The 26451-nt window shown below is 70.4% G+C and carries 22 protein-coding genes and 1 pseudogene; 12 read left to right on the forward strand and 11 right to left on the reverse strand.

The annotated features are described in order from the left end of the window. The 3 genes and pseudogenes from D7V77_RS24150 to D7V77_RS24160 all read left to right on the forward strand — a co-directional run. Positions 1 to 199 (forward strand): annotated as a pseudogene (locus D7V77_RS24150) (Sec-independent protein translocase TatB); the annotation flags it as partial. Between the two features lie 39 nt (positions 200 to 238). After that, positions 239 to 1444 (forward strand): twin-arginine translocase subunit TatC, encoded by a 1206-nt coding sequence (locus tag D7V77_RS24155; protein WP_120578656.1) that lies wholly within the window; start codon positions 239 to 241, stop codon positions 1442 to 1444. A 12-nt stretch (positions 1445 to 1456) separates the two neighbouring features. Continuing rightward, the gene (locus tag D7V77_RS24160) at positions 1457 to 2548 is read left to right on the forward strand and encodes a TrkA family potassium uptake protein (protein WP_120578657.1); all 1092 of its coding nucleotides are present in this window, start codon (positions 1457 to 1459) and stop codon (positions 2546 to 2548) included. A 36-nt stretch (positions 2549 to 2584) separates the two neighbouring features. Here D7V77_RS24160 and D7V77_RS24165 read toward each other — a convergent pair whose 3' ends face one another. Then, positions 2585 to 2869: a hypothetical protein gene (locus tag D7V77_RS24165; protein WP_120578658.1), complete on the reverse strand. Its 285-nt coding sequence runs from the start codon at positions 2867 to 2869 to the stop codon at positions 2585 to 2587. Between the two features lie 49 nt (positions 2870 to 2918). Between D7V77_RS24165 and D7V77_RS24170 the strand changes: the two genes are divergently transcribed. Further along, the gene (locus D7V77_RS24170) at positions 2919 to 3626 is read left to right on the forward strand and encodes a hypothetical protein (RefSeq protein ID WP_147452143.1); all 708 of its coding nucleotides are present in this window, start codon (positions 2919 to 2921) and stop codon (positions 3624 to 3626) included. 199 nt (positions 3627 to 3825) lie between these two features. After that, positions 3826 to 4578, forward strand: a complete 753-nt coding sequence (locus D7V77_RS24175; RefSeq protein WP_120578660.1) for a transglycosylase SLT domain-containing protein — start codon at positions 3826 to 3828, stop codon at positions 4576 to 4578. 3 nt (positions 4579 to 4581) lie between these two features. Here D7V77_RS24175 and D7V77_RS24180 read toward each other — a convergent pair whose 3' ends face one another. The 3 genes from D7V77_RS24180 to D7V77_RS24190 are packed head-to-tail and all read right to left on the reverse strand — an operon-like array spanning position 4582 to position 9726. After that, positions 4582 to 7095, reverse strand: coding sequence for a bifunctional aspartate kinase/homoserine dehydrogenase I (locus tag D7V77_RS24180; protein ID WP_158624484.1), 2514 nt, complete (start codon positions 7093 to 7095; stop codon positions 4582 to 4584). Next, positions 7092 to 8429, reverse strand: a complete 1338-nt coding sequence (locus D7V77_RS24185) for an alpha/beta fold hydrolase (RefSeq protein WP_120578662.1) — start codon at positions 8427 to 8429, stop codon at positions 7092 to 7094. The genes D7V77_RS24180 and D7V77_RS24185 overlap by 4 nt, the downstream gene beginning before the upstream one ends. Before the next feature lie 4 nt (positions 8430 to 8433). Further along, the gene (locus D7V77_RS24190) at positions 8434 to 9726 is read right to left on the reverse strand and encodes an O-acetylhomoserine aminocarboxypropyltransferase/cysteine synthase family protein (protein WP_120578663.1); all 1293 of its coding nucleotides are present in this window, start codon (positions 9724 to 9726) and stop codon (positions 8434 to 8436) included. Positions 9727 to 10133: 407 nt separating this feature from the next. On the opposite strand from D7V77_RS24190, the gene D7V77_RS24195 reads away from it, so the two are divergent. The 3 genes from D7V77_RS24195 to D7V77_RS44340 all read left to right on the forward strand — a co-directional run bounded on the left by D7V77_RS24195 (position 10134) and on the right by D7V77_RS44340 (position 13932). Further along, positions 10134 to 11060, forward strand: a complete 927-nt coding sequence (locus D7V77_RS24195; protein WP_158624485.1) for a S9 family peptidase — start codon at positions 10134 to 10136, stop codon at positions 11058 to 11060. A 230-nt stretch (positions 11061 to 11290) separates the two neighbouring features. Beyond that, entirely contained in the window at positions 11291 to 13288 is a 1998-nt protein-coding gene (locus D7V77_RS44335; protein WP_199733840.1) for an AHH domain-containing protein, read from the forward strand. Further along, positions 13285 to 13932 carry a hypothetical protein gene (locus D7V77_RS44340; RefSeq protein ID WP_169820743.1) on the forward strand — a complete coding sequence of 216 codons (648 nt, stop codon included), beginning with the start codon at positions 13285 to 13287 and terminating at the stop codon, positions 13930 to 13932. The genes D7V77_RS44335 and D7V77_RS44340 overlap by 4 nt, the downstream gene beginning before the upstream one ends. Positions 13933 to 14014: 82 nt before the next feature. On the opposite strand, the gene D7V77_RS24225 is transcribed toward D7V77_RS44340, so the two are convergent. Together D7V77_RS24225 and D7V77_RS24230 are read right to left on the reverse strand one after the other, a co-directional pair. Continuing rightward, entirely contained in the window at positions 14015 to 14638 is a 624-nt protein-coding gene (locus D7V77_RS24225; protein ID WP_120578665.1) for a glutathione S-transferase family protein, read from the reverse strand. 106 nt (positions 14639 to 14744) lie between these two features. After that, positions 14745 to 15716, reverse strand: coding sequence for an alpha/beta hydrolase (locus D7V77_RS24230; protein WP_120578666.1), 972 nt, complete (start codon positions 15714 to 15716; stop codon positions 14745 to 14747). Positions 15717 to 15802: 86 nt separating this feature from the next. On the opposite strand from D7V77_RS24230, the gene D7V77_RS24235 reads away from it, so the two are divergent. After that, the gene (locus D7V77_RS24235; RefSeq protein WP_120578667.1) at positions 15803 to 16990 is read left to right on the forward strand and encodes a cytochrome P450; all 1188 of its coding nucleotides are present in this window, start codon (positions 15803 to 15805) and stop codon (positions 16988 to 16990) included. Positions 16991 to 17014: 24 nt separating this feature from the next. Here D7V77_RS24235 and D7V77_RS24240 read toward each other — a convergent pair whose 3' ends face one another. From D7V77_RS24240 to D7V77_RS24260, 5 genes are all read right to left on the reverse strand, one after another. Then, on the reverse strand, positions 17015 to 17863 hold the full coding sequence (locus tag D7V77_RS24240; RefSeq protein WP_120578668.1) for an aldose epimerase: 849 nt from the start codon (positions 17861 to 17863) through the stop codon (positions 17015 to 17017). A gap of 4 nt (positions 17864 to 17867) precedes the next feature. Continuing rightward, positions 17868 to 19523: an L-glutamate gamma-semialdehyde dehydrogenase gene (pruA, locus tag D7V77_RS24245; RefSeq protein ID WP_120578676.1), complete on the reverse strand. Its 1656-nt coding sequence runs from the start codon at positions 19521 to 19523 to the stop codon at positions 17868 to 17870. 123 nt (positions 19524 to 19646) lie between these two features. After that, positions 19647 to 20045 carry a response regulator transcription factor gene (locus tag D7V77_RS24250; RefSeq protein ID WP_120578669.1) on the reverse strand — a complete coding sequence of 133 codons (399 nt, stop codon included), beginning with the start codon at positions 20043 to 20045 and terminating at the stop codon, positions 19647 to 19649. A 149-nt stretch (positions 20046 to 20194) separates the two neighbouring features. Beyond that, positions 20195 to 20479, reverse strand: coding sequence for a hypothetical protein (locus D7V77_RS24255; RefSeq protein WP_120578670.1), 285 nt, complete (start codon positions 20477 to 20479; stop codon positions 20195 to 20197). A gap of 120 nt (positions 20480 to 20599) precedes the next feature. Next, a complete protein-coding gene (locus tag D7V77_RS24260; protein ID WP_120578671.1) occupies positions 20600 to 21253 on the reverse strand; it encodes a serine protease in 654 nt (217 codons plus the stop codon). Between the two features lie 402 nt (positions 21254 to 21655). On the opposite strand from D7V77_RS24260, the gene D7V77_RS24265 reads away from it, so the two are divergent. The 3 genes from D7V77_RS24265 to D7V77_RS24275 form a co-directional block, all read left to right on the forward strand. Continuing rightward, a complete protein-coding gene (locus D7V77_RS24265) occupies positions 21656 to 25255 on the forward strand; it encodes a serine/threonine-protein kinase (RefSeq protein ID WP_120578677.1) in 3600 nt (1199 codons plus the stop codon). A gap of 27 nt (positions 25256 to 25282) precedes the next feature. After that, positions 25283 to 25960: a 2-hydroxychromene-2-carboxylate isomerase gene (locus D7V77_RS24270; protein WP_120578672.1), complete on the forward strand. Its 678-nt coding sequence runs from the start codon at positions 25283 to 25285 to the stop codon at positions 25958 to 25960. Then, on the forward strand, positions 25957 to 26451 hold a 495-nt coding region (locus tag D7V77_RS24275; RefSeq protein WP_120578673.1), incomplete at its 3' end, for a hypothetical protein. The genes D7V77_RS24270 and D7V77_RS24275, both read left to right, overlap by 4 nt.

A 26451-nucleotide genomic window follows, 5' to 3' on the forward strand; every position in this document is an offset into this window, starting at 1 on the left:
GCCCGCCCCCGCGCTCACCGCGACGGTGGACCCCGAGAACGTGCCCGCGCCCGCCGAGGCCGCCGTGGACGCTGAGCCCGCCACCGGCACGCAGGCCGCAGAGCAGACGGGTGCGGCGCCGGCGCAGGACGAGAACGGCCTTCCGCAACTCGCCCCCATCCCGGGCACGGTGGCGCGCAACGCGCCGAAACGGAGCTGAGCCCTGAATCGCCAAGGGGTTGACCTGTCGGATTTCCGGATGAGCCTGGCGGAGCACCTCACGGAGCTGCGCTCGCGGCTCGTGAAGTGTTCGCTCGCGGTGCTCGTGCTGGGCGCCGTGTCGCTCATCTTCGCCAAGCCCATCTTCGGCGTGTTGATGCGGCCGGTGCTGGACGCGCTGCCCCCGGAAGGGCGCTCGCTCGTCTACACATCCGGCATCGAAGAAATCAACGTGCTGATGAAGGTGGGCGTGTACTGCGGCATCTTCCTCACCACGCCCGTCATCCTCTGGCAGATCTGGGGCTTCGTGGCGCCGGGCCTCTACCCGGAGGAGCGCAAGTACGCGTCGCCCTTCGTGGTGCTGGGCTCCGTCGCGTTCATCGTGGGCTCGATGTTCTGCTACTTCCTGGTGCTGCCCTCCATGTTCAAGTTCCTCCTCAACGAGGAGGAGACGCTCGCCCTGGAGCAGCGCCTGGACACCGCGCGCATGGGCGGCGAGGACGCGCTGCGCTTCCTGCGCATTGGCGAAGTGGAGCGCGCCGGCCACGTGGCCAAGGAGACCAGCGCCGTGCTGACGGCCGCCGGTGAGGGCCAGGTGAAGGACCCGGAGGTGGCGTCCGCGAAGAGCGTGGAGCTCACCGCGCGCCTCAAGGGCCTGGGCGACCTGCTGGACGCCGCCGCGGATGGGCTGGGCGTGCCCGCGCGCGGCGTGCTGCGCCAGGCGGTGGAGAAGCGCGTGGAGGCGGTGACGGCCTTCGGCAAGCAGGACTACGTCGCGTCGGAGGCCGCCATGGACCAGGCGGCCAGCCTGCTCGCGGGCGTGGCGCCCACTCGCGCGGAGGAGATGTCCGGCCTGTGGCGGCTGCAGAAGGAGCTGGCCAAGGGCCACGCGGAAGCCGAGGCCGCGCGCTGGACCCGGCCCATGCTGACGATGAACGAGCAGCTGTCGCTGGTGCTGCTGCTCATCCTCGCCTTCGGCGTCATCTTCGAGCTGCCGCTGGTGATGGCGCTGCTGGGAATCGTCGGGGTGGTGCAGTCGAGCTTCCTCATCCGCTACCAGCGCCACGCGTTCGTGGTGTGCCTCATCGCGGCGGCGGTGCTGACGCCCACGGGTGACGTGGTGAACCTGTCGCTCATGGCCGGCCCCATGCTGCTCTGCTACGAGCTGGGCGTGTTGGCGGTGTGGCTCATCGAGAAACGCCGTGCGAAGGCGGAAGCCTCCACGGACATCACCCCGGCGGCGTAGACTCCCGCGCGCATGAAGAGCCCTGCCGCGCGCCTGATGATGGACCTGCGGTACCTGCGCGCGCTGTCGCGGAGGTTCCGCAGCACGTTGCTGCTCGCGGCGGTCATCTTCGGGGTGGGGCCGGCGCTGTACCACTGGCGCTACGTGGGGCCGGGCGGGGACCGCATCTCCTACGGAGAGGCGCTGCACCACGTCTACTTCCTGCTCTTCGGCCAGCCGTCGCTGCCCTACGTGAGCGACTGGTTCGTGGAGACGCTCAACATCCTCATCCCGCCGGTCAGCATCGCGCTGGTGGTGGATGGCGTGGTGCGCTTCGCGTACCTCTTCTTCGCGCGGCACAAGAACGACAAGGAGTGGGTCACCGTGGTGTCCGAAACGATGAAGGGCCACGTCGTCGTGTGCGGCGCGGGACGCGTGGGCTACCGCGTGGTGACGCAGCTGCGGGAGATGGGCAAGGACGTCGTCGTGGTGGAGAAGCGCGAGGACGCGACGTTCGTGTCCGCGCTGCGCGACGAGAACATCCCGCTGCTCATCGACGACACGCGCAGCCCGCTGTGCCTGCCGCGCACCCACGTGAAGAAGGCGTCCGCCATCGTCTGCGCCACGGACGACGACCTGGCGAACCTGAACATCGCGTTGGACGCGCGGCGGTTGAACCCCGGCATCCGCGTGGTCATCCGCCTGTTCGACGACGACCTGGGCGCGAAGGTGCGCGACACGTTCAAGGCGGAGGCCCTGTCCAGCTCCTCGCTGGCCGCGCCCGCCATGGCGCTGGCGGCGTTGGATCCGCGGCTCGTCCACTCGTTCCGCATCGGCAAGCACCTGATGGTGGTGTCGCTGTTCGTGGTGCGGGACGGACTGCCGGGGATGAACATCTCCCAGGTGCGCGACCGCTTCGGCGGGCTGGCGCTGTCGCTCATCCGGGGCGAGGAGGAGACGCTGCACCCGAACGGTGACGTGGTCCTCCAGGTGGGGGATCAGATCACCGTCCAGGCGTCGTATCCGGAGTACTGCACCCTGCGCGCCTTCACCGGTGAGGCGGACGCGCCGGCGTACGCGGACCACGACAACTTCCTCATGCCGGGCTACCGCCCCACGGGGTGAGCCCTCCTCCTGGCGGGAGGGGGCGGCCGCCGTGCTTCAGGGACAGGACAACGGCGTGTAGCTGACCGTGTACCAGGACGTGGCCTGCCCCAGGTTGATCTCCTCTCCATCGCAGGTGCAGCCTCGCCATCCGACCTCGGTCGTCCGGGTGTGGTCGCTGTAGAAGTTGACGGAGTGATGCGGGTCGGTCGCGCAGTCCGGGAGGATGGCTTGCTCGGTCGTCGCCAGGTTCGTCGCGGGGGAACCCCCGGTGCTGTCCGCGCCACATGCGGTCAACAGCAGGGCTCCCATGCACAGCAGGCCAGGCGGAAGGTGGCGCATCGGTTCCTCTCGGATGGGGGAAGCCAGATCAGACAGACAGGAAAGGTCCATGTCGACAGGTCGGACGGCGAATGGTGGATATCAGGCAGGAGTACGGCGCTCCTTCGCGGTGGGCTCTGAGATGGCCTGGGCCGCCTGGGGCGAGGCGTCAGGGTTGGTCCGCTGGGTGGGGGCCTGCGCCCAGGCGCTGACGGAAGGCGAGCAGGTCGCGCTCGTGGACGGGACGCGCATCCAGGTGGTGCGTCAGGTTCCTCCCAAGCAGCTCCGCCTGCGACTGGAGCGTGACGAGTGGCCCCGGGCGCGCACCGTGCAGCTTCGCGTGCTGCCGTCGGTGCATGGCGTCACCGTGGCGCTGCACGCGGAAGGACTGCCGGACGCGGACACTCGTGAAGCGCTGCTGGCGCGCTGGACGCGTGCACTGGAGGGCTGGAGCGCCTTCTCCGGAAGGACCGTGGAGGTGACCCGCGAAGGGGCTCTGACGCGCGAGCCCCCGGGGAAGAAGGGCGCGAAGAAGCCTCCCTCGCTGGAGCAGGGCCTCGCGGAGCAGGGCGCGGCCTTGCTGAAGAAGCACGGCCCCGCGCGAGGCACGAAGAAGGCCGTGGCCACGAAGCTGCCTCGGGCCGTGAAGAAGGCTCCGGTCGCGAAGAAGGCTCCGGTCGCGAAGAAGGCTCCGGTCGCGAAGAAGGCTCCGGTCGCGAAGAAGACCGTGAAGCCCTCGCGGGCCGGGCGTCGGAAGCCCTCCGGGCGCACGAAGTAGGGCGCATCGCGACTGGTGACCGCTGTTGGCGAGCGGTGACTCCAGTCACCAGGGACGGGCCCCGGTTCGTCCCACCGCGCCTCGCGCTGCCTCAAGGAACTCAAGCACTTGGCCTCAAGCAGGTGTCAGCCCATGGGTTGGCATGTCCCCTGCTGTAGGTGTTCCTCGTCAGCCGCACTCAAGCTCCCGAGGAAATCCCATGGCCATCGCGCCCACCTCCGCCCGCGCCGCTTCCTTCCGCGTCCCCTCGCAGGACTTCGCTTCCCGTCCGGATGCCGTGTCCGGCGGCCGCGTGCAGGGCGGCTCCTGCCAGAAGCCGGGTTCGAACCTGGCGTCCCAGTTCCAGCAGGATGGCTTCAGCGCGGGCCCCGCGAAGGGCGCGCAGTGGAAGCAGTTCGCGGAGGGGCTCGAGGACGTGGTGAAGCAGCTGCAGCAGCTCGTCCAGCTGCTCCAGACCCAGATGGGCGGCGCCCCCAGCGTCGACGGTGCGTCCAGCACGGGCGGTGCGCCTGGCGCGGGTGACTCGTTCCAGACCGGAGCCGCTCAGTCGTCCGGCGCCACTCAGTCGGCCAGCCCCTCGGGCGACGTCCCGAAGGGCGAAGTGGGCGATTGGATCAAGCAGGCCATGGACATCCTCAAGGCCAACGGCGTCCCGGTGGAGAAGATGAACCCGCAGGACATCGCGAAGATCATCCAGCACGAGTCCAGCGGCGACCCGAACGCCATCAACCTCTGGGACCAGAACGCCAAGGACGGCCACCCCTCCATCGGCCTGATGCAGACCATCCAGCCGACGTTCGACGCGTACAAGGTCCCGGGCCACGACAACATCCGCAACCCGGTGGACAACATCGTCGCGGCCGTTCGCTACTCGGTGGACCGCTACGGCTCCGTGTCGAACACGCCGGGCATCCAGGCGATGAATGGCGGCAGCGGCTACGTGGGCTACTGAGCCTCACCGCCCCCGCAGGTTCTGGGCGATCTTCAGGATGTCCGCGAGGACGCCCGCCGCAGTGACAGGGCCGCCTGCCCCCGCGCCCTGGACCAGCAGCGGGTAGTCCGCGTAGCGCTCGGTGGAGAAGGCCACGAACGCCTCCGAGCCGCGCAGCCGCGTCGCCGGATGCTCCTTCGGCACCGCCACCGGGCCCACCCGCAGCACCGGCCCGTCTTTCGCCGTCGGGTCGATGCGCGCCAGGTAGCGCAGCACCTTGCCCTCCGCGCGCAGTCCCTCGATGCGCGAGGTGAACGTCCGGTCCAGCTTCTCCAGCCCCGTGAGGAAGCGCTCCACGTCCGCCTCTTCCAGGTACTCGCGCGGGACGAAGGGCTCCACCTCCACGTCCTCCAGCGACAGGTTCAAGCCCTGCTCACGCGCGAGGATGAGCGCCTTGCGCGCGGCATCCGTGCCCGCCAGGTCCTCGCGAGGGTGTGGCTCCGTGAAGCCCTTCTCGCGCGCGGTGCGCACCGCCTTCGACAGCGGCACCCCATCCATCAACTGCTGGCTCAAGTAGCCGAGCGTCCCGGAGAACGAACCCTCCACGCCGTGCACCCGGTCCCCCGTGCGCACCAGGTCCTTCAGCGTCTGGATGACCGGCAGCCCCGCGCCCACCGTCGTCTCGTAGTGGTACGCGCGGTGGTTCAGGTGCGCCGTGCTCCGCAGCCGCTCCCAGACCTCGAGCGGCTGCGTCAGCGGCTTCTTGTTCGCCGCCACCACGTGGATGCCGCTGCGGAACGCCTCCAGGTACAGCTCCTCCATGCCCGATGCCGCCGTGCAGTCCACGAGCACCGGCACGGGCAACCGGCGCAGCGGCTCCAGCAGCGCGCGCACCACGGGCGGTGACGCGCCTTCGGGCACGGCTTCGATGCGCTCGCGCCACTGCTTCAGCGGGATGCCCTCCGGCGAGAAGAGCACCCGCCGGCTGTCCGCGAGCCCCACCAGATTGAGCTGGATGCCGTGCCCCTGCGCCAGCGTCTCCTGCAACGTGCGCAGCTGCTCCAGCAGCTGGCTGCCCACCACGCCATGGCCCAGCACCAGCAGGCTCACCTCTTCATGCGAGAAGTGGAAGGCCGCGTGCACCGTGCGCACCGTCAGCGCCGTCTCCGCCCCATCCACGATGAACGAGATGGAGCGAGCGCTCGCCGTCTGCGCGATGGCGCGCACGTTGACGCCCAGCGCGCCCAGCGGTTGGAACAGCCGTCCCGCCACGTTGGCGCCCTGACCCATGGCCTCCGCCACCAACGCCACCTGCGTCACCGGCGCGCGCACCTGCGGCGGCTGCAACGCGCCGCGCTCCAGCTCCGGTGCCAGCTCCCGCCGCAGCACCTCCTCCGCGCGGGCCGCGTGCGCCCGTCGCAGCACCACCGCCACCGAGCGCCCCGGCGACGACTGCGCCGCCATCCACGCGTCGATGCCCGCGGCCTCCAGCGCCTGCAACGCGCGAGGCCCCACAGGCCGCGCCGCTTCCTCCGTGCCTCCCTCCAGGCCCAGCAGCGCCAGGTCCTCCAGGGACACCACGCACGTGGGCACGGTGCCGTTGCCCGCGCCGCGCACGTCGATGAGCGTGCCGGGTTCGTCAGGTTGTTGCAGGTGACGCACGCGCAGCGGGATGTCCGCGTCGCGCAGCGTGGACAGCGCGCGCGGGTGCAGCGTGGGCAGGCCCAGGTACACCAGCTCCAGCGCCTCCGTGTAGCTCAGGTGCGGCACCGGCCGCGCATCCGCCACGTGCAACGGATCCGCCGTCATCACCCCGGGCACGTCCGTCCACAGCGTCAGTGGCGTGCCCAGCAGCACGGACAGCACGGCCGCCGTCTCGTCCGCGCCCTCCACGCCCAGCGTCGTGGAGCGGCCATCCACCGCCGTCCCCCGGCCACCCGCGTGCAACGTCAGCCGCCCCTCCCACGAAGGCCGCAGCGTGGCCACCCGGGCGCGAGTGTGCTCGCGGTTCACTCGTGCCTGCCCAGGCTCACCCTCCGTCACCGTCCAGTCCGCCGCGTCCACCTCGAGCGACGGCACGCCGCGCGCACCGAGCAACTTCGCCAGCAGCGCCGCCGTCAGCCGCTCGCCGGTGCCACGCACCACGTCCTCCAGCGCGGGCCGCCGCTCGCGCACCAGACTCGCGCGATCCAGCGCGCGGCGCGCGGGCCCCAGCAGGGACGCGAGCGTGCGCGTGCCGTCCGCCTCCACCGACGTGGAGCCCGGGGGCGCACCCAACCGGCGCTCGGCCTCCTCCAGCATCAACAGGCCGCGCGCGAGCAGGCCATCCAGCTCCTGCCGGGCCAGCGTGGAGTTGCCCTTCAACGCGATGGACAGCGCGGACTCCAGCCCCGCCGCGAGCCAGGGTGGTGAGGACACGATGGCTGCGCGCGTGTTGCCAGCGTCGCGGCGCGACAGGTGCGTGGCCACGGACGCGAGTCCCTGGGCGGTGTCGAGCAGGAAGGGGGCGTAACGGGTGATGCTCACAGGGGCGGTCATGAAGTCTTCCGGGCGCGGACGCCGGCAGTGGATGAAATGCGGGCGTCGCGGCCCACGCCCGGAGGCAGGGCCAGCGCGCGGACCAGCAGGGGCGCGAGCGCGTCCCATTCGATGAGGAAGCCGTCGTGGCCGTGCACGCTGCACAGGGCCGCGTATTCGGCATGCAGTCCCTGCGCGCGCAGGCGGCGGGACAGGTTCTTCATGTGCTCGGGCGGGAAGAGCGCGTCCCGGTCGATGCCGATGGTGAGCGTGCTCGCGCGGATGCGGTCCACGCCGGGCCCGCCGTTCGGCGTGGGCACGCGCGTGAGGTCGTGATGATCCATGGCGCCCAGCAGCGCCAGGTACGCTCGCGCGTCGAAGCGCGCCTCCAGCTTCGCGCCCTGGTACTCCAGGTAGCTCTCCACGGGGTACAGCGCGCGTGACGACCACGCCTGCGGACGGGGTTGGAGTGCCTCCAGTCCGGCCTCCGCGCGATAGGTGAGCGTCGCCAGCTGGCGCGCCAGCTCCAGGCCGCGCCGGGGGGATTCGGGGTACTCGGGGTCCAGCAGGACGGCCTGCCGGGCCACGTGGTTCCAGCCCACCACCCACGCGGACGCGGCCTCCGCCGTCGCGATGGGCACCATGCGTTGGAAGCGCTCCGGTGCCAGCGCCGCAAGGCACAGCACCACCATGCCGCCCAGCGAACCGCCGGTGACGAGCGCCACCTCGTCCACGCCCAGCGCGTCCAGCGCCGCGAGGATGGAGCGCGCCTGGTCCCACGGCGTAAGGGTCGCGGGCAGGCTCCGCTCATCCAGGCGCAGGTCTCCCTTGGACAGCACCGGCGCCGGGCCGAAGCGCGTGTCGTCGGTGCGCTGCGGGAAGCCCTCGTCCGCGGGGCCGGAGGTGCCGTAGCAGGAGCCCAGGTTGTTGAAGCACAACAGCCGCACGCGCGAAGGGTCCAGCGGCCGGCCAGGCCCGATGACGGGGGCCCACCAGCCGCCTTCTCCACCGGCGTTCATGTCTCCGGTGAGCGCGTGCACCAGCAGCACGGTGGGCACCGGATCCGGCGTGCGGCGGGGACCGGTGCGGCGCGCGTCGATGGCGGCGTCGCGCAGCTCGGAGGCGGTCCTCCGCACCACGCGCAGCCGGCCTTCGCGCGCCGCTTCCTCGGAATGCACTCGGGCGCGGGACTGCAACCACGCGAGGTCCTCCGGGGGCCCCCACCACCAGCCGCGCACGAGGTGGGGCGCCACGCGGGCGCCGGCCTCCAGCGGCAGGTCCGGCAGCGATATGTCGAAGACGCGCGGGGTCTCCGCGCGCGGGGGGATTTCCTGGCCAGGCCTCACGGGTCGCATGGCGTCAGACCGCGCTCAGGGCCTGATCGAGATCGGCCACGATGTCGTCCAGGTGCTCGATGCCCACGGACAGGCGCACCAGGTCGTCGGTGACGCCCGTGCTGGCGCGCTCCGCCGGGGTGAGCTGTTCGTGCGTGGTGGACGCGGGGTGGATGATGAGCGAGCGCGTGTCACCGATGTTCGCGAGCAGGCTCCACAGCTTCACGCCGTCAATCACCTTGCGCCCGGCGGACAGCCCGCCCTTCACGCCGAAGGTGACGAGCCCGCCGAAGCCGCCCTGCAGGTACTTCTTCGCGTTGAGGAACGAGGGGTCGTCCTCCAGGCCCGGGTAGCGCACCCACTCCACCTTCTTGTGCTGCTTGAGCCACTTCGCCACCGCGAGCGCGTTCTGCGAGTGGCGCTCCAGCCGCAGCCGCAGCGTCTCCAGGCCCAGGATGAACGCGTGCGCGTTGAAGGGGCTGAGCGCGGGGCCCAGGTCGCGCAGGCCCTCCAGGCGGGCCTTGAGGATGAAGGCCGCGGGCCCGAAGGCTTCACGCAGGCGCAGGCCGTGGTAGCCGGGGTTGGGCTCGGTCAGCTCCGGGAACTTGCCGTTCTCCCAGGGGAAGTTGCCGCCGTCCACGATGACGCCGCCAATGGAGGTGCCATGGCCGCCGATGTACTTCGTCGCGCTGTGCAGCACGATGTTGGCGCCGTGGCGCAGCGGGTTGAAGAGGGCGGGGGACAGCGCGGTGTTGTCCACGAAGAGGGGCAGGCCCGCCTCGCGCGCCACGGCGCCAATGGCGTCGAAGTCCGGCACGTCCAGGCGCGGATTGCCCAGGGACTCCAGGTAGAGCGCCTTCGTCTTCGGGCCAATGGCCTGGCGGAACGCGTCCGCGTTGCCCGCGTCCACGAACTTCGTGGTGATGCCCAGGCGCGGGAGCGTCACCTTGAAGAGGTTGTACGTGCCGCCGTAGAGGCTGGCGCCGGAGACGATTTCATCCCCCGTCTTGAGGATGTTGAGGATGCCCAACGTCTGCGCGGCCTGCCCGGACGCGACCGCGAGCGCTCCCACGCCACCTTCGAGCGCTGCGATGCGCTTCTCGAAGACGTCCGTCGTGGGGTTCATGATGCGCGTGTAGATGTTGCCGAACTCCTTGAGGCCGAAGAGCGCGGCGGCGTGGTCCGCGTCGCGGAAGCGGTAGCTCGTCGTCTGGTAGATGGGCACCGCGCGAGCGCCCGTGGTGGGGTCGGGCGAATAGCCGGCGTGCAGCGCGAGCGTGTCGGGGTGCAGCGGGCGTTCGTTGTTGGGCGTGCTCATGGCAAGGGACTCCTGTTCGCGTCGCTCCGGAAGGAACGCGCGTGCGTGAAGGCAGACGGGTGGTGGGGACGTCAGGGCACTGCGGGCGGCGGGGAGGACTTCAGGACACGGCGGGCGCTGCGACGCTCCTCGGCAGGGGTGCGAGAGCGGAGGCCCGGAACGACGAAGCCCACCGACCCTCGCGGGTGGGTGGGCTCCGGTTGGCTCGCCAGGGGCAGGCTGTGCGTCAGCCGGCCGCGGCGGGCTTGGGCCCACCCGGAACAGGCATCGAACACATGCACATGGCGGAGGTGACGAACATTCTGCGAGAAGAAGTAGACGCGATGGCGCGAGCTGTCAAGCCACCCTCCGGAACACCGCCGCATGTGTCGCGGACCCGTGACACCGATTCACTGCGTATTCCCAGAATGACGTCCTCCCGCTCAGTCCTCCTGTTGGCCTGTCTGTTCCTCGCCGCGTGCTCCAAGCCCGCGCCGCCCACATCCGTGAACATTCGAAAGAGCTTCCGCACGCAGTTGAAGGTGGAGCCCACGCAGCGCGCTCCCGCGCCCACGCCGCCGAAGGAACTCTTCGAGCTGGTGCGCTATCCCGCGCCGTTGGGCAGTAACGCGGCCTACGTCACGCCCGTGCGCGAGGGCGCGAAGCGGCCGGCGGTGGTGTGGATCCACGGGGGCATGGACTTCGGGCTCGACGGCTTCGCGTGGGCGCCTTCGCCCCGGAGCAATGATCAGAGCGCGCGGGCGTTCCGAGAAGCCGGGCTGGTGTTGATGCTGCCGTCGCTGCGCGGGTCGGACGACAACCCGGGAGCGCGCGAGTACTTCCTGGGAGAGGTGGATGACGTGGTCGCCGCCATCGACTTCGTGGCGAAGCGCCCGGATGTGGACCCCGCGCGCATCTACGTGGCGGGGCACAGCACGGGCGGCACGGTGGCGCTGATGGCGGCGGTGCTGTCACCGCGTCTGAAGGGTGCTTATGCGTTCGGTCCGACGCACGACGTGTCGGAGTACGCGCACTATGTCCCGTTGCTGGGTCAGGCTCGGGGGACGGAGCTGTGGCTGCGCAACCCGGTGAGCTACGTGGAGCACCTGCGCGTGCCCACGCAGGTCATCGAGGGCTCGGACCACGGCAACATGGATGCGTTCGAACCGCTGCGCGTGGCGGCGAAGGGCGCGCCGCTGTCGTTCCTCGCGGTGCCGGGAGCCACGCACTTCAGCGTGCTCGCGCCCGTGACGGAGTTGCTGGCGAAGCGGCTCATGGAGGCGAAGGCGGATGCGCCCGCGGTGCGGCTCACGGACGCGGAGGTCCGCGAGGCCGTCGCCGCTGAGCAGGAGTAGTCAGCGCACGTGCGCGTTCGCGGAGTAGGGCGGCAGGGGGCCCAGGAAGCCGGGCTGGGCCTTCACGCGCTCCACCCACGCGGTGACGGACGGGGTGCCTTCAAGCAGCTCCCGCCGGTGAGCGGTTACCCGCCGCGCAGCGGCTGTAAGTCATTGTCATCCCCATCCGGCTGGTCCTTCACTCCCGGCCCGGGTGGCTGAATCCTCTCAGTCCCGAGTCGGGAGGGGACATGACGATTCAGTTCGGGTTCATCGACCAGGGTGATGGCGCCAACCTGCGGACGCTTCCCGCGGAGATGAAGGGCTCCACCTGCCTGACCCCAGCGCCCCTGCCTCCGGGCACGCGGGTGAGCGTCATCCGGGACCATGCCCAGGCGCCTGGATGGTCCTACGTCTCCACCGTGGTGGGGGGATACCTGCTGCAAGGCTATCTGCAGACCTTGCGCATCACGACCCAGCTGCCGGAGCCAGCGGCGACGCTCTATCAGGTCCGTCCAGGGGACCGCCTGGAGCCCATCGCCGCGCGCATCTACCGGCAGGCCATCCAGCCGGGGCGAGACCTGCGCTTCTACGAGAATGTCATTCATCACGTGAACGTGAAGAGTGGCCGCAAGGGGGTCCAGCGCATCGACGGTGACGTCCGGCTGGTCGCGGGCGAGCGCATCTGGCTGGTGAGCATCGCCTTCACCAACCAGCTCCAGGGACTCGTGTCGAGCGGCTCCATCACCCACGAGGCGATGGCCATGGCGCGCAAGGCTGCCCGGCACCTGGAGGACGTCATCACCTCCGTGAGGCAGGCGGACCAGTTCTTCGGAGAGGTCACCGGCCAGTACGGCAAGGCCATCCTGGACAACTGGCTGGAGATCTCCGCGATGGTGGTGGGCTTCATCGCCGCGGAGGCGCTGTCCACCTTCCTGGCGGCGACACCCACGGGCGTAGGACAGCTGGCGGCGGCGCTCATCCAGCTGGGCCTGGCTGCCTTTGGCGCCTATGGCCTCATCGAGGCCGGAGGGGAGGCCCTGAAGCACGCGCAGCTGTGGCTCACCCAGGCCTGGGAGGCCAACGGCTCAGCGGAGAAGCTGAAGGAGGCCAGCAAGTCCTTCCTCCGGATGCTGGTGAGCATCGCGATGGCCGCGCTGGCGCTGATGGGCGTGAAGACCAACGCGGGACGTGGGCTCAAGCTGATGACGTCCGTGAAGATCACCCCACCCCGCATCTACATGATGGCGGCGGCGGGGCCGGGAGGTGCCTACGCGGGCGTCCCCGTGTTCCAGCCGGGCTCCATCACCGCCGCTCCCGCCATCCCGCTTCCCTTCAATCCCTGGGGGCTCGGCGCGCCGTTGATGTCGAAGGCCGTCAAGGAAGGTGGCTCCTCTACGTCGGACTCCGAGCCCACATTGACCGAGCGCACGGTCAGCGACGCCGAGTTGGAGAAGCTGCTGGAGAAGCTTCCCAACTGGGACAAGCTCAAGGACTTTGTCGGACGCCACATCCCGCAGGAAGGGACGCCGGAGTTCAACGCTTTCAAGCGGGAGCTCCAGGCCGCCGGCTACCGCCTGGAAAAGTTGAGCTCGGACTCACAGCCCTTCCGGCTACGCCGTCCGGACGGAAAGGCCCTGGGCGACGAGTACGGGGCGCTCACGGTGACCGAGGACGGGCTGGTGGTGCTCAAGGTTGGCAAGGGCACGCCCCGCCTGAGCATCTTCACCCGCTACCGGAAGAACTACCTGGACTGGGTGGAGAAGGCCCAGGGCCCGGCGGCGCGGGCGGCGGCGGAGGTCCGGCTCTCCGCGGGCCATCCCATGCATCACCTCATCCCCGATGAGATCGCCCAGACCCACCCGTTGATCCGCACGGCCATGGAGCGGCTCAAGGGCTACACGATTGACCGGGGGTCGAACATCCTCGACATGCACCCCGGGCTCAACGTGGAAGGCCAGCTCATCCACTCGGGCAGCCATGCGCGCTACAGCAAGTTCGTGGAGACTCGGCTTGATGACGCCTTAAGGAAGCTGCGCACGAAGGGGCCGTCCTCCAGTTGGACGCCCAAGGTCATCGAGGATGCCATCCTCAAGATCGAGAACGAGCTTCGCCAGGCCATCCAATCCGGAAGCTTGAAGGAGCCGGTCATCAAGATGATCCAGGAGCAGCGCGGCGGTAGGGTGCTCATGGGGAAGAAGCTGGCCTTGCTGGAGTTGTCCTCCCACGAGGAGTCACACACCACATGATGTATGCATTGACGGCTGACACCTCCCACATCGAGGAGGAAGGTGTCTATGACGCCAGGCTGATCGAGTTCGACGGCTTCGAGAACGCGACGTTCTTCGAGCCCGGCATCGACTATCAGAGCCATCAGGGCGCGCCCGAGGTCATCGAGTTCGTCGGCAACCTGGAGAGCGCCGCCCGGCTTGACCACCTGTTCACCGCGCCCATGGGGTGGTTGCTGCTCTCCCGGCGCATGGTGCGCGTGCTCGAGGCGGTGGGCCCGTTCCGCCACCGCCTCATCCCCACCGTCATCTATTCGGAACGCATCAGGCACCTCGTGCAAAGCGGGTACCCCCGGAGGCGAACCTGGCATTCAGTGACGGACCCGTCGCTGAAGAACGAGGACTTCGTCATCCTCCAGTTGCTGGAGCGGGCCGATTGCCTCGACCGGGAGCGCACCCTCGTGAAGGGCGTGCCCTTCCACCAATGCGGCGAAGAGTTCCTGGGTCAGGAGGAAGCCGAGCCGCTCGTGCTCCGCCCTCCGCCAGGAGGTTTCCCTCCCGTGTTCTCGGTCCCCGAGTTGGTCTTTTACTGCTACACCGAGGAGGCACGGCATGCGTGTGAGCAGGCGGGGTTGAAGGGCCTGTGGTGGCGCCCCCAACCGTGAGACCGTGACGGAGTTGCTGGCGAAGCGGCTCACGGACGCGGAGGTCCGCGAGGCTGTCGCCGCTGAGCAGGAGTAGTCCGCGTCAGGGCACGCGCACGTTCGCGGAGTAGGGCGGCACGGGGCCCAGGAAGCCAGGATGGGCCTTCACTCGCTCCAGCCACGCGCGGACGGCAGGGTAGGGCGTCAGGTCCACGCCCGCCTCCGGCGCCAGGTGCGTGTACGCGAAGAGGCAGAGGTCCGCGACGGTGTAGCGCTCCTCCACCAGGAACGTGTGCCGGCCCAGGTGCCGCTCCATCGCGGCCAGCGCGCGCTCACCGCCCTGCACGCGGCTCCGGAGGACGTCGGACTCCGGCGGCTGCCGGCCCGTGAGCAGCCAGAAGCGCGCGGTGCCGAGGTTCGGCTCCACGGTGTTCTGTTCGAAGAACATCCACTGGTGCACCTGCGCGCGAGCGAAGCGGTCCTCGGGTAGCAAGCGCGTGCCCTCCGCCAGGAACAACAGGATGGCGTTGGACTCCGCGAGGAATTGCCCCGGCTCCGGCTCCAGCACGGGGATGCGGCCGTCCGGGTTCTTCGCGTGGAAGTCCGCCGTGTGGCTCTCCCCCGCGAAGATGTCCACCGGCACCAGCTCGTACGCGAGCCCCAGCTGCTTCAGCAGCGTGCGGACCTTGTAGCCATTCGCGGAAGGCAGATAGTCGTAGAGGCGCATCCGGTCTCCATCAAGAGGATGCTCGCGACGCTATCGACCGCACTCACTCCGCGCACTCCGCTTCTTGCGATGGAATCACCGCGAGAAGCGGAGCAGGGGAGGATGCCTACTGCGCGGTGGCCTCGTTCCACACTTCCGTGACGCGGCCGACCTGGTCGAACGGCTGCGCGCAGTGCGCCGCGCCCGCGATGACCTTGTCATTCACCGGGAACCCGAGCCCGCCCAGGTACGCCTCCGCCGCCTGGATGTCCTGGAGGAGGTAGTCCTGGTCGCCGTAGGTGAACCAGAACTTCGTGCCGCCGCGCAGCGCCGCGTTCGACGCGTCCCAGTTCATGCTGCCCGACCACGGCTTCTCACCGCCGCAGCTCAGCGCGTAGATACCCGGGTAGCGGTCGCCGTAGCGCGGCAGGAAGCTGGCCGTCAGCTCGATGGATCCGCCCGACGAACCGCCGAAGAGGATGGGGCCGTCCTGGATGTCCCAGCCCTTGCGCAGCGCCTCGATGAGCGACACCAGCTCCGCCGCGTTCTTGCCCTCCAGGTCGCGCGCTTCGATGGGCGCCTCCGTGGAGCAGTCCGTGCGCTCCGGCACCGTCCACCACGCGCACTTGTTGGGCGCGAGCGCCGTCACGTAGAGCGTGTTGTGCCCGTACGTCCAACCGCCGTGCGTGTACAGCGAGCGCGGGTTGCTGCCGTTGTACGCGTTCGCGCCGTCGCCGTGCAGGTAGATGGCCAGCCGCATGGGCTCGGGCGCGATGCCCTGCTTCGGCTCGATGTACTTCACCTCCGTCGCGCCCACCTGCGCCACGCAGTACGTCAGCGTGCCCGCGTCCGTGCTCACCGTGCCCGTCTTGCTGCACGCGAGCTTCCCGGAGCCGTGCGAACTGCCCGTGCCCGCATCCACGTCCGTCCCGGCGTCCGTGCCCGCATCCACGTCGGTGCCCGCGTCCGTGCCCGTGCCGGCATCCGTGCCCGCGTCGGCGGTGGGGTTCGTGCCGGAGTCGGGAATGACTTCATCGGGGTCGTCGGAACACGCGGACAGACCCAGGGCGAGAACGGCGGCGAGGACGAAGCGGGACATGGTGACTCGAGGGAGGGGGAGGCGACGCCTCTGTTCACAGCCAGCATACCGGGTATAGATTTCCAGTCGGGAAAGGAAATTCTTTCATGACTGGACGCGTGAACCTGCTGGCGCCGGAAGTCCGGGCGAATCCCTACCCCGTCTACGCGGAGCTGCGCCGCACCGCGCCGGTGTGTCAGGTGGAACCCGCTGGGCTGTGGGCCATCACCCGCTTCGAGGACGTGGCCGCGGCCTTCAAGAACCCGCAGGTGTTCTCCTCCGCTGGGGTGCGCACGACCACCGCGCCGCCGTGGCTGGGTCACAACCCCTTCTCCGAGTCGATGATCGTCATGGACCCGCCGCATCACATGCGGCTGCGCACACTGGTGAGCCGCGCGTGGACGCCCGCGGCGGTGAACCGGCTGGAGCCGCGCATCCGGAGCTTCGCGCGGATACTCGCGGAACGGCTGACCCCCGAGCGCGAGGTGGACCTCGTGGACGCCTTCGCCATGCCGCTGCCCGCGAGCGTGATTGGCGAGCTCTTCGCCTTGGACCCCACCATGACGGCCCGCTACAAGCGCTGGTCGGTGGACCTGTCCAGCGTGTCCGGCACGACGGAGAAGGACACCCACCGGCACGAATCCATCAAGGCCACCGTGCGCGAGATGGAGGACTACCTGTCCGACGTCGTCGCCGAGCGCCGCCGCCATCCGCAGGACGACATGGTGTCGGACCTGGTGAAGACGCGCGTGGAGGGCGAAGCGCTCAGCGACGCGGAGCTGATGAGCTTCCTGTTCCTGTTGGTGGTGGCGGGGCTGGAGACCACCGTGCAACTCGTCAGCCACTGCGTGCGCATGCTGATGGAGCAGCCGCACCTGGTGGCCCGGCTGCGCGAGAACCCAGCGCAGGTGGGGCGCTTCGTGGAGGAGGTGCTGCGCTACGAGCCCTCCGTGCACGGCCTGGTGCGCGTCACCACGAAGGAGACACAAGTCGCGGGCGTGGTGATTCCGGAGGGCGCGCGCGTGGCGCTGATGATCGGCTCCGCGTGCCGCGACGGCGAGCGCTTCAAGGACCCGGACACCTTCGACATGGACCGCGAGGGCGTGAACAACATGCCCTTCGGCCACGGCATCCACTTCTGCCTGGGCGCGCCGCTGGCACGGCTGGAGGCGCGCGTGGGGCTGGAGGTGCTGCTGTCCCGCTTCACGCGCTTCACGCCCACGGGCCCGGTGAAGTGGAACACCTCCCTCACCGTGCGCGGCCCGCTGAGCCTGCCCCTCATCCCGCACGCCTGAAGCGCGCGGGACGAAGAGCCTGACTCACGCCTCGATGTCGAACGCGAGCGACACGCGCTCGCCCGGGTCCACGTGCAACAAACCCTCGCCGGTGGCCAGCGCCCCGGCGGCGGCCGTCCACGGCTCCACGCAGACGAAGTCCTTGCCCTGCAGCGTCCACACGACGAGCAGGCGGAACTCCTGGCTCCACGACAGCTTCACGGGGGACAGGCCCGGCCCGCGCTCCAGCACCGTGCCCGGCGCGGAGTGGTCACGCAGGTGCATGTCCACCTCCTGCGCGGTGAGGTCCAGGCCGGTGAAGGGCACCTCGTGCTTCGCGCGGTTGTCCCACGCGTGCGTGGCGTCCGTCTCCACGCGCGCCTGCGCCTTGTTCCCTTGAGGCACGCGGAAGTACGGGTGGTAGCCCAGGTGCAGCGGCAGGGGCCGCGTGTCCCGGTTCTCCACGTCGAAGTCCACCGTGAGCCTCCGGCCCGCCAGCGAGAACGCCAGCTGCGCGTCGAAGGCCCACGGGTACTGGCGCAGCGTCTCCTCCGACGACGTCAGCCCCAGCACCAGCAGCGAGTCCTCCGCCTGGCGCACCGTCCACGGCAGCTTCCGGGCGAAGCCGTGCTGCGGCAGCGAGTACGCCTTGCGGTCCGCCGGATACGTGTCCCCGGGCAGGGGACCGGCGTTGGGAAAGAGCACGGGGATGCCCCCGCGCACGCTCTTCGTGAGGTCGGCGACGGTGCTCTCGTCCAGATAGAGCACGTCCTCGCCGTCCACCACCATGCGCGTGACGAGCGCGCCGCGCGTGGGGATGATCTCCACGCGGCAGCCGCCGTCCTCCAGCGCATACGTCTCCAGCCCCGCGATGCCCGGGAACGGTCCGCTCATGGAACTAGATGGCCCCTTCCTTCGGGGCGCTGTCCATGAAGGGGTAGGGGACCTTCACCGGCGGCGCGAAGTTCTCCTTGATGGTGCGCGGGCTGCTCCAGCGGAACAGGTTGATCATCGACCCGGACTTGTCGTTGGTGCCGGACGCCCGGCTGCCGCCGAACGGCTGCTGGCCCACCACCGCGCCCGTGGGCTTGTCGTTGATGTAGAAGTTGCCCGCCGCGTTGCGCAGGGCGCTCATCATGTGCTCGATGGCCTTGCGGTCGCGCGCGAAGATGGCGCCCGTCAGCGCGTAGCTCGCGGACTGGTCGCACTCCTTCAGCGTCTCCTCCAGCTTCGCGTCCGGGTAGACGTACAGGCCGACCAGCGGCGCGAAGATCTCCTCCGTCATGATGCGGTGGCGCGGGCTGTCGCACTGCACCAGCGTGGGCTGCACGAACCAGCCCTCGCTCTTGTCCGTGCCGCCGCCCGCGACGATGGTCGCGTCACCGCCGGACTTCGCCAGCTCGATGTACGAGGACACCTTCTTGAATGAGCGCTCGTCGATGACGGCGCCCATGAAGTTCCGGAAGTCCGCCACGTCGCCCATCTTGATTTCGCTGATGAGCGCCTGGAGGCGGGGCTTCAACTTGGGCCACAGGGACTCCGGCACGTAGACGCGGCTGGCCGCGCTGCACTTCTGGCCCTGGTACTCGTAGCCGCCGCGCACGATGGCGACCGCGAGCGCCTCCAGGTCGTCCGCCGCGGACGGGTGCGCGAAGATGAAGTCCTTGCCGCCCGTCTCACCCACCAGCCGCGGGTACTGCTTGTAGCGGCCGATGTTCTCTCCCACCGTCTTCCACAGGTTGTTGAACGTGGGCGTGGAGCCGGTGAAGTGGATGCCGCCCAGGTGGGGGCTCGCCAGCACCGGGTTGCCCACCGTGGGGCCGTCGCCGGGCAGCATGTTGATGACGCCGTCGGGCAGGCCCGCCTCGCGCATCAGCTCCAGGCTGTACCAGGCGCTCAGCGCCTGCGTGGAGGACGGCTTCCACAGCACCACGTTGCCCATCAGCGCGGGCGACAGACAGAGGTTCAGCGCGATGGAGGTGAAGTTGAACGGCGCGATGGCGAAGACGAACCCGTCCAGCGGCCGGTAGTCCGTCATGTTCCACATCTGCGGCGAGTTCTCCGGCTGGATGGCCAGGATCTGCTGCGCGAAGTGGACGTTGTAGCGAAGGAAGTCGATGAGCTCGCACGACGCGTCGATCTCCGCCTGGTGCGCCGTCTTCGACTGGCCGGCCATGGAGGACGCGTTGAGCAGCGGGCGGTAGCGCGTGGCGAGCAGCTCCGCGGCGCGCAGGAAGATGGCCGCGCGAGCGTGGAAGGGCATCCGCGCCCAGTCCTCCTTCACGCTCATGGCGTTCTGGATGGCCTGCTCCACGTGGCCCGCGTCGGCCTCGTGCAGGGTGGCCAGCACGTGCTGGTGCCGGTGCGGCATGCGCACGGTGTCCGTCTTGCCGGACTTCACGTGCTTGCCACCGATGACGACGGGGATCTCGATGCGCTCCCCGCTCATGCTCTTGAGGGTGGACTGGAGCTCCGCGCGCTCGGGGGTGCCGGGGGCGTAGGAGAGGACGGGCTCGTTCTTGGGAGCCGGGACGCGGGGAGTGGCGTTGAGCACGCGGGAACCTCGGGACGAGAGGATGGAAAGTTCGGGCAAGGTATAGCCCTCCCCGTGTCCCAGGTCAGTGACAGAAGCGTGCGGCGTCCTCGCCGAGACACCAGGCCCCGGCGGGCGTCCGGCTCAGCCCTCGCCCGCGGCCTTGGCGGTGGCGCCCCTCGCGCGCTGCAGCACGGCATGCAGCTGCGCGATGAGGTACGGCGGCTTCACCGGCTTGACCAGGTACGCGTCAGGCTGGGGCTGCCCGGGCTCCAGGTCCGTACGCGGCGGGTAGCCGCTGACGAACATCACCGGCAGGTGCGCCAGGGCGGGCTCCGCGCGCACGCGGCGGCACAGCTCGTAGCCGTCGATGCCCTCCATGTTCACGTCCGACAGGAGCACGTCCGGCGGCTGTGCCAGCGCGTGCGCGAGCCCCGTCTCTCCATCCGCGGCCACCGTGCAGTCGAACTCACCCGACAAGAGCAGCCTCAGCGTCTCTCGCATGGTCCAGGAGTTCTCCACGATGAGGACCTTGGGCTTCACGGTGCATCGACTCCTGGGGAGGCAACGACGAACGGCAAGGGGGAACGGCGCGCACAGCATCCCCCCGCCGTGCGCACCGGGCAAGAGGCCCCCCTTCACCCGTGAGAATTCCCGAAAGCCTCCACCTCACGGGTTTGCCGCCAACGCCGCTAACCCTCGGGCGGCGGATTCACGAGCCCCCGCCGGGAAACCTCGGAGTCCGGCTCCTCGTCGCCCCGCGCCTCACGCTCGGGCACCTCTTGGTCCTGCCATTCCGCGCCGCGCTCCACCTCCGCTTCCCAGCGCGTCTCCTCCAGCGGGCCCGGGTTCTCGTCCTCGCGGGTCGCGGCCTGGGAGCGCTCGCGGGCCAGCTCGGCGGCGCCGCGGTCCAGCGCGTCCTCCATCTGTCCCCGGTTGCGCGGTTGGAAGTTCTTGGAGCCCTTGTCCGAAGCCATGGTGTCGCCTCCGACGGGAAGGTGGGACGCACCGGGACGACGGGGCAATGACGGCGCGTGCGCACGCCGCCTGCCTGGCCGTCCAGGTGCGGGAAGGGCGATGTGCGCCGTCCCGCCGCGTCAGCGCGGCCGTCGGGCCAGCGGCTGCGTGTCCTCTCGCGACAGGCGTTGGACCTCTGGCGCCACGTCCCCGGTGGGCGCGGCGATGCTGCACCGCGCGCCGCCATGCACCAGGCCCACCACGCGCAGTTGCTCGTCCACCAGCGGCGCGCCGGAGTCCCCCGGCACGCCGTGCATCGTGGTGAAGAGCGCGTTGGGCACGTCCGGCAGCGACGGGCAGCGGCCCCAGCGCTCCACCATCACCCGCTGCGGTTCACCGGGCCGGTCGTGGCGTCCGGTGAAGACGAGCATCGCGCCAGGGATGGGCAGCCCTTCCGCCACCTCCAGCGGAGCCACCGGTGCCTTCGCCTCCAGCTCCAGCACCGCCATGTCCCGGCCGCGATCCACGAACACGTAGCGGCCATTCAGCTGCCGGCCGTCCTCGAAGTTCGTCCGCTCCTCGCCCGCGTCCGGTGCGACGCAGTGGGCCGCGGTGAGGACATGGCGGCCCTGGCCCACCACCACGCCCGCGCAGTGTCCGTCGCCCAGCGTCACCGTCGCGGCTTCAGCCTTCTGCAACCCTTGCGTTTCGCCCGGGCCGGACTGGCCGCAGGCCATCCAGGCGCTCACGGCCGCGAGTGCCACCGTGGCGCCGCCCCACTTCCATGCACGCATGCCGCTTCCCCCTCCTCCCCCGGGCGACGGGCCCAGGGGTTCGAAGGAACGGTGTGCACGCGTGCGGGCGTGTCGTGGGAGCGGGTGGGGAAGTGGCTCCCCAGCAGGCGTCCGGGCTTGATTCCGTGTCGTCTTCCAGCGAGGCGGTGAAACAGAGAATGGCAGCAGAGCGTGCACCTGCTCGGATGTCCCGGAGGCGGTGTCACTGAAACGTGCTATTCCTCGCTACGTCTGGATTCTGGAATCCAGATCCAGGCCTCGAAACGGCCAGCCCTTTGGCTCGTGAGCGACGACGAGAAGACAACGGTATTGGATGAACGCACCCGCCCTCCGAGCACCTGGGGGGATCGGGCGCGTACGCCCATTACGTTGCCGGGCTCGGGCATCGGAGAGCGGCGCTCGCTGATTCCGGGCGTCGTCGTCACCGGGCGCTACCGCGTGGAGTCGCTGCTGGGCGAAGGCGGCATGGGCCGCATCTGGCTGGCGGACGACCTGCAGGAGCGCCGGCGCGTGGCGCTCAAGGAGATGCACGTCCCCGCGGAGCTGTCCGCGGCGAAGGTGGAGGAGCTGGTGCTGCTGTTCCGGCACGAGTTCTTCGCCATGAAGAAGCTCCAGCACCCGTCCACGCTCAAGGTCTTCGACTGGGGCATGACGGATGCCGGCAACCGCTTCATCACCATGGAGGTGGTGGGCGGCAAGGACCTGAGCACGCTGGTGCGGGACGCGCCGCTGGACACGCGCACGCTGTATCGCGTGTTGATCCAGATGGCGCAGGTGCTGGCGTTCATCCACTCGCGCCTGTACGTGCACTGCGACATCAAGGCCAGCAACGTGCGCATCACCGAGTCCGGCGCGGTGAAGCTGATGGACTTCGGCGTGATGCACCAGCTGGGCACGCCCAGCCCCGGCAAGCTGAAGGGCACGCTGGAGTACCTGGCGCCGGAGTGGCAGCGCGGCGCGAGCATCGACGGGCGCGCGGACCTGTACTCGCTGGGCGTGATGGCCTGGTACCTGGCCACCCGCAAGCTGCCCTTCAAGCGCAACAGCCCCGCGGTGCTGCTGGCGGATCACCTGACGCGTCCGCCGCCGCGCCCCTCCACGCTCTGCCCGGTGGATCCACAGCTGGAGGAGATCATCCTCCTCCTGATGGCGAAGGACCCGCGCGAGCGCTTCCAGGACGCGGGCGAGCTGCTGGAAGCGCTCTGCCACGCCAGCGGCGAGCCCGTCCCCGAGGAGCCGCTGTCCGCGCGCGCCAGCTACCTGCACGTGCCGGAGGTGGTGGGGCGCGAGGCGGAGCTGGAAGGGCTGATGAACGGCCTGGCGGAGGCGGACTGGGGCCAGTCGCGCGCGATGCTGGTGGGCGGCCCCGCGGGCGTGGGCAAGACGCGGCTGCTCCAGGAGTTCGAGCTCCAGGCGAAGCTGGCGGAGCTGCCCTTCGGCCGGGGCCAGTGCCGCGCGGAGGGGCTGTCCCCGCTGGCGCCGGTGGCGCAGGCCCTGCGCTGCCTGGTGCCGCAGACGCCCTCGGACTTGATGGAGCGGGTGAAGGCTCCGCTCGCGCGCCTCTTGTCGCCGGAGGTGCTGGAGGGCGACCAGGACGAACAGCTGCCGCGCGACGGCTCCGCGGAGAAGGCCGCCTTCTTCGAGGCGCTGACGGAGTGGACCCACACGCTCGGCGGGCGGCAGTCCTTCGTGCTCTGCTTCGAGGACCTGCAGTGGGCGGACAGCGCGTCGCTGGAGGCGCTCAACGTCCTGATCCGCGCGCTGCACGGCACGCGCGGCGTGGTGGTGGGCACGTTCCGCTCGCAGGAGCTGTCGCGCCTGAGCCTCGCGTTCCAGACGGTGGACGAGAAGCTCACGTCCCGCATGGACCTGGAGCCCCTGTCCGCCGAGCACGTGGCGAAGTTGGTGGGGCTGGTGCTGCCGGGGCTGGACGTGCCGGAGGGCTTCGTGCAGCGGCTGCACGAGACCACCGGCGGCAACGCCTTCTTCGCCACGGAATGCCTGCGCATGCTGGTGGAGGCGGGCGCGCTCAAGCGCGTGGGCGGGCGCTGGGAAGCGGAAGAAGGGCTGGGCACGCGGAGGCTTCCCGCGAGCATCCAGGAGGCGGTGCTGGTGCGCCTGGCCAACGCGCCGCCGGAGCAGGTGTCGCTGTTGCGCAAGCTGGCGCCCGCGGGCCGGATGCTGGACCTGCCGCTGTTGCGCGCGCTGTCCGGCCTGCCGGAGGCGGAGCTGTTCGCCGTGCTGGACGGCATCGTGGAGCGGCAGTTCCTCCAGGACGTGGAGGGCCGCTACGTCTTCACGCACGACACCGTGCACCAGGCCGTCTACGACAGCACGCCGGAGGCGGAGCGCCGGACGTACCACGGCCAGGTGGCGCGGGTGCTCCAGGCGCTGCCCTCGGGGCGCTCGGGCGTGGTGCGCGCGGTGGGCTGGCACTTCGCTCGCTCGGACGCGCCCGCGGAGGCCATCCAGCCGCTGCTGGAGGCGGGCCAGGCAGCCATCGAGGCGGAGGCGCTGCTGGAGGCCACGCTGCTGCTGAAGGAAGCGGCGGGGCTCCTGGAGTCCGCGCCGGATTACCCGGGCCGCTCGGAGCAGTTGCTGCGCACGTGGGTGTCGCTGGTGGAGGTGGGCTACTCCAGCGACCCGCCGACGTCGGTGGCGTACGCGGAGCGGCTCTTCGCGCACTGGGCGGCCACGGTGGACGTGGAGGCCGGACGGCGCGAGGCGCTCTCCCGGCTGGAGTCCGCGCGCGTGGCCACGCCCGCGGAGCGCGAGGAGCTGCTCATCCCGCTCTTCCGCGAGGTGTCGGCGGACGGGCGGATGACGCCGGTGGACGTCTTCTGGAAGCGCTCCGAGCTTCAAATCCTCCAGGGCATGGCGCTGGCCATCCTGGGGCGCACGGATGAGTTGGAGGCGCTCATCGCGGGCGTGGCCGCCGAGCACCCGGAGGACTCGCCGTACCGGGCGGGGCTGTCCGTGGCGCGCTCGACGCTGTGCGCGTACACCGGCCACTGGGCGGGCGGGGTGGCCGAGCAGCGCAAGCAGGTGCAGCGGCTGCACGCGTTCCGCGACGCGGTGGGGCGTCCGCCCCGGCGGCTGGCGTGGGCGCTGGGCATGGGCGGCTACCTGCTCAACGTGAACCTGGCCCTGCGCGGCGAGCCGCTGGACGAAGCGCTGCTGAAGGACGGGCTGCACCTGGCGGAAGCGCAGGGCTTCACCGACGTGCGCGCCTACCACCTCTTCGCGCAGGTGGCGCGCGCGGCCTTCACCGGCGACGGCGCCGCGTTCGCGTCCGCGCTCGCGCAGAAGACGGAGCTCGTCCGGCGGCTGGGCAGTCCGCGGTTGATGGAGCGCAACCTGGCCCTCTTCACGCCGCCGTACTACCTGGAGCGAGGCGAGCACGAGCTCGTCGCCGCGGTGGTGTCGCGCGGCGAGGCGCTCTCACTCGTGCTGCCCGAGGACCGCTGGCTGCGCGCGCACGTGCAGGTGTACCAGGCGTGCCGCGACGTGCTCTTCGAGGACGCGGCCGCCGCGCGCGAGTCGCTGCCCCGCGCCCTGGAGGCCGCTCAGAAGGGCGGCCTGCGCATGGAGACGCTGGTGCGCGTGTACCAGTCGCGCTTCGAGAGGGAGCAGGGCCGGCTGCCCGCCGCGCTCGCCGCCGCCGAGGCCGCGTTGGAGCGCGCGCTGGACCCGCGCTTCGCCAACCCCTGGGATGAAATCCTGGCCCGCCGCGCCCTGGCGCCGCTGGTGCCCCAGGAGGAGGGGGATGCGCACCTGCGCCACGCGCGCCTGCTGGCGGAGTCCACCGGCAACGTGCTCCAGATGGGCCTTGTGTACATGCAGCACGCGGAGCGGCACGGCACGCCGGAAGAGGCGATGCGGGAGCTGGAGATCGCCGAGCGGGCCTTCACCACCGCCCGGGCCACGCACCTGCAACAGCTTGCCCAGTCGCTGCGCGGCCCGCTGTCGCGCCAGCACGAGGACGTGAAGCAGAGCGCCTGACGGCCGGGTCGTGCTTAGGATGGGCGCATGGCCTCCTCCCCCCTGCGCTTCTGCCTGGACTACCTGTCCCCGTACGCCTACCTCGCCTGGCTGCGCATGCCCGCCATCGCGGAGCGTCACGGCCGGGTGCTGGAGCCCGTGCCGGTGCTGCTCGCGGGGCTGCTCAACGCCGTGGGCTCCGTGGGCCCGGCGGAGATCCCCGCCAAGCGCGTCTACGTCTTCAAGCAGACGTTCCGCATCGCGCATGAGCAGGGCGCGCCCTTCACCCTGCCGCCCTCGCACCCATTCAACCCGCTGTTGTCCCTGCGCGTGACGGCGGCGGTGGACGACGTGGCGGAGCGCACGCGGCTCACCACCGCGCTCTACTCGGCCGCGTGGGGGCAGGGCCGGGGCATCGAGACGCCGGAGCAGGTGGGCGCGGTGCTGACGGACGCGGGCTTCGACGCGCGGGCGCTGCTCGAGCGGGCCCAGCTGCCGGAGGTGAAGGACCGCCTGCGCAAGAACACGGAGGCGGCGCTCGCCCAGGGCGCCTTCGGCGTGCCGTCCGTGCTGGTGGACGACGAGATGTTCTGGGGCGTGGACTCGCTGGGCCACCTGGAGCGCTTCCTGGAGGGCCGCGACCCGCTCACCCCCGCGGAGCTGGCGAAGTGGCAGCACCTGCCCGCCACCGCGGACCGGCGCCAGGGCGGAAAGCCGCGCCCGTGAACGTGCTCGGGCAGCTGGGAGTGGCCGTCGCCGGCCTGGTGCTGGCCGGCGTGCTCCTGTTCCTCAACTTCTGGCGCGCGCTGCTCTACCTCTTCCCCCACTCCGTCCGGGTGGAGCCGGAGGCCCCGGCGGACCAGATGGACCTGCCGGATTCCTTGAGCCCCCTGGCGGGCCAGCTCCAGGCGCTGGGCTTCACGCCGGTGGGCAGCCACGAGGAGAAGCCGCTCCTCCAGAAGGCCACCCGCTCCTACGACTGGGCGCACCCGGGCGAGCGCGTCTTCGCCACCCTCCACGAGGGGGGAGACCTGCTGCCCCGGCTCTACCTGCTCACCCCCCTGGCCTCCGGGGGCTTCGTGGTGACGGCCAGCTACCGCCGCCCCGCGTTGGACGTGCCCGGCTACCGCTCCGGGTCGCTGGAGGACGCCGCACCGGAGCGCCTGTTGCGCGCGCATGTGCGACGGCTCGAGGGGTTGGAGGCGGCGGGCCCGGAG

The sequence above is a fragment of the Corallococcus sp. CA041A genome (assembly GCF_003612075.1).
GTDB lineage: Bacteria > Myxococcota > Myxococcia > Myxococcales > Myxococcaceae > Corallococcus > Corallococcus exiguus.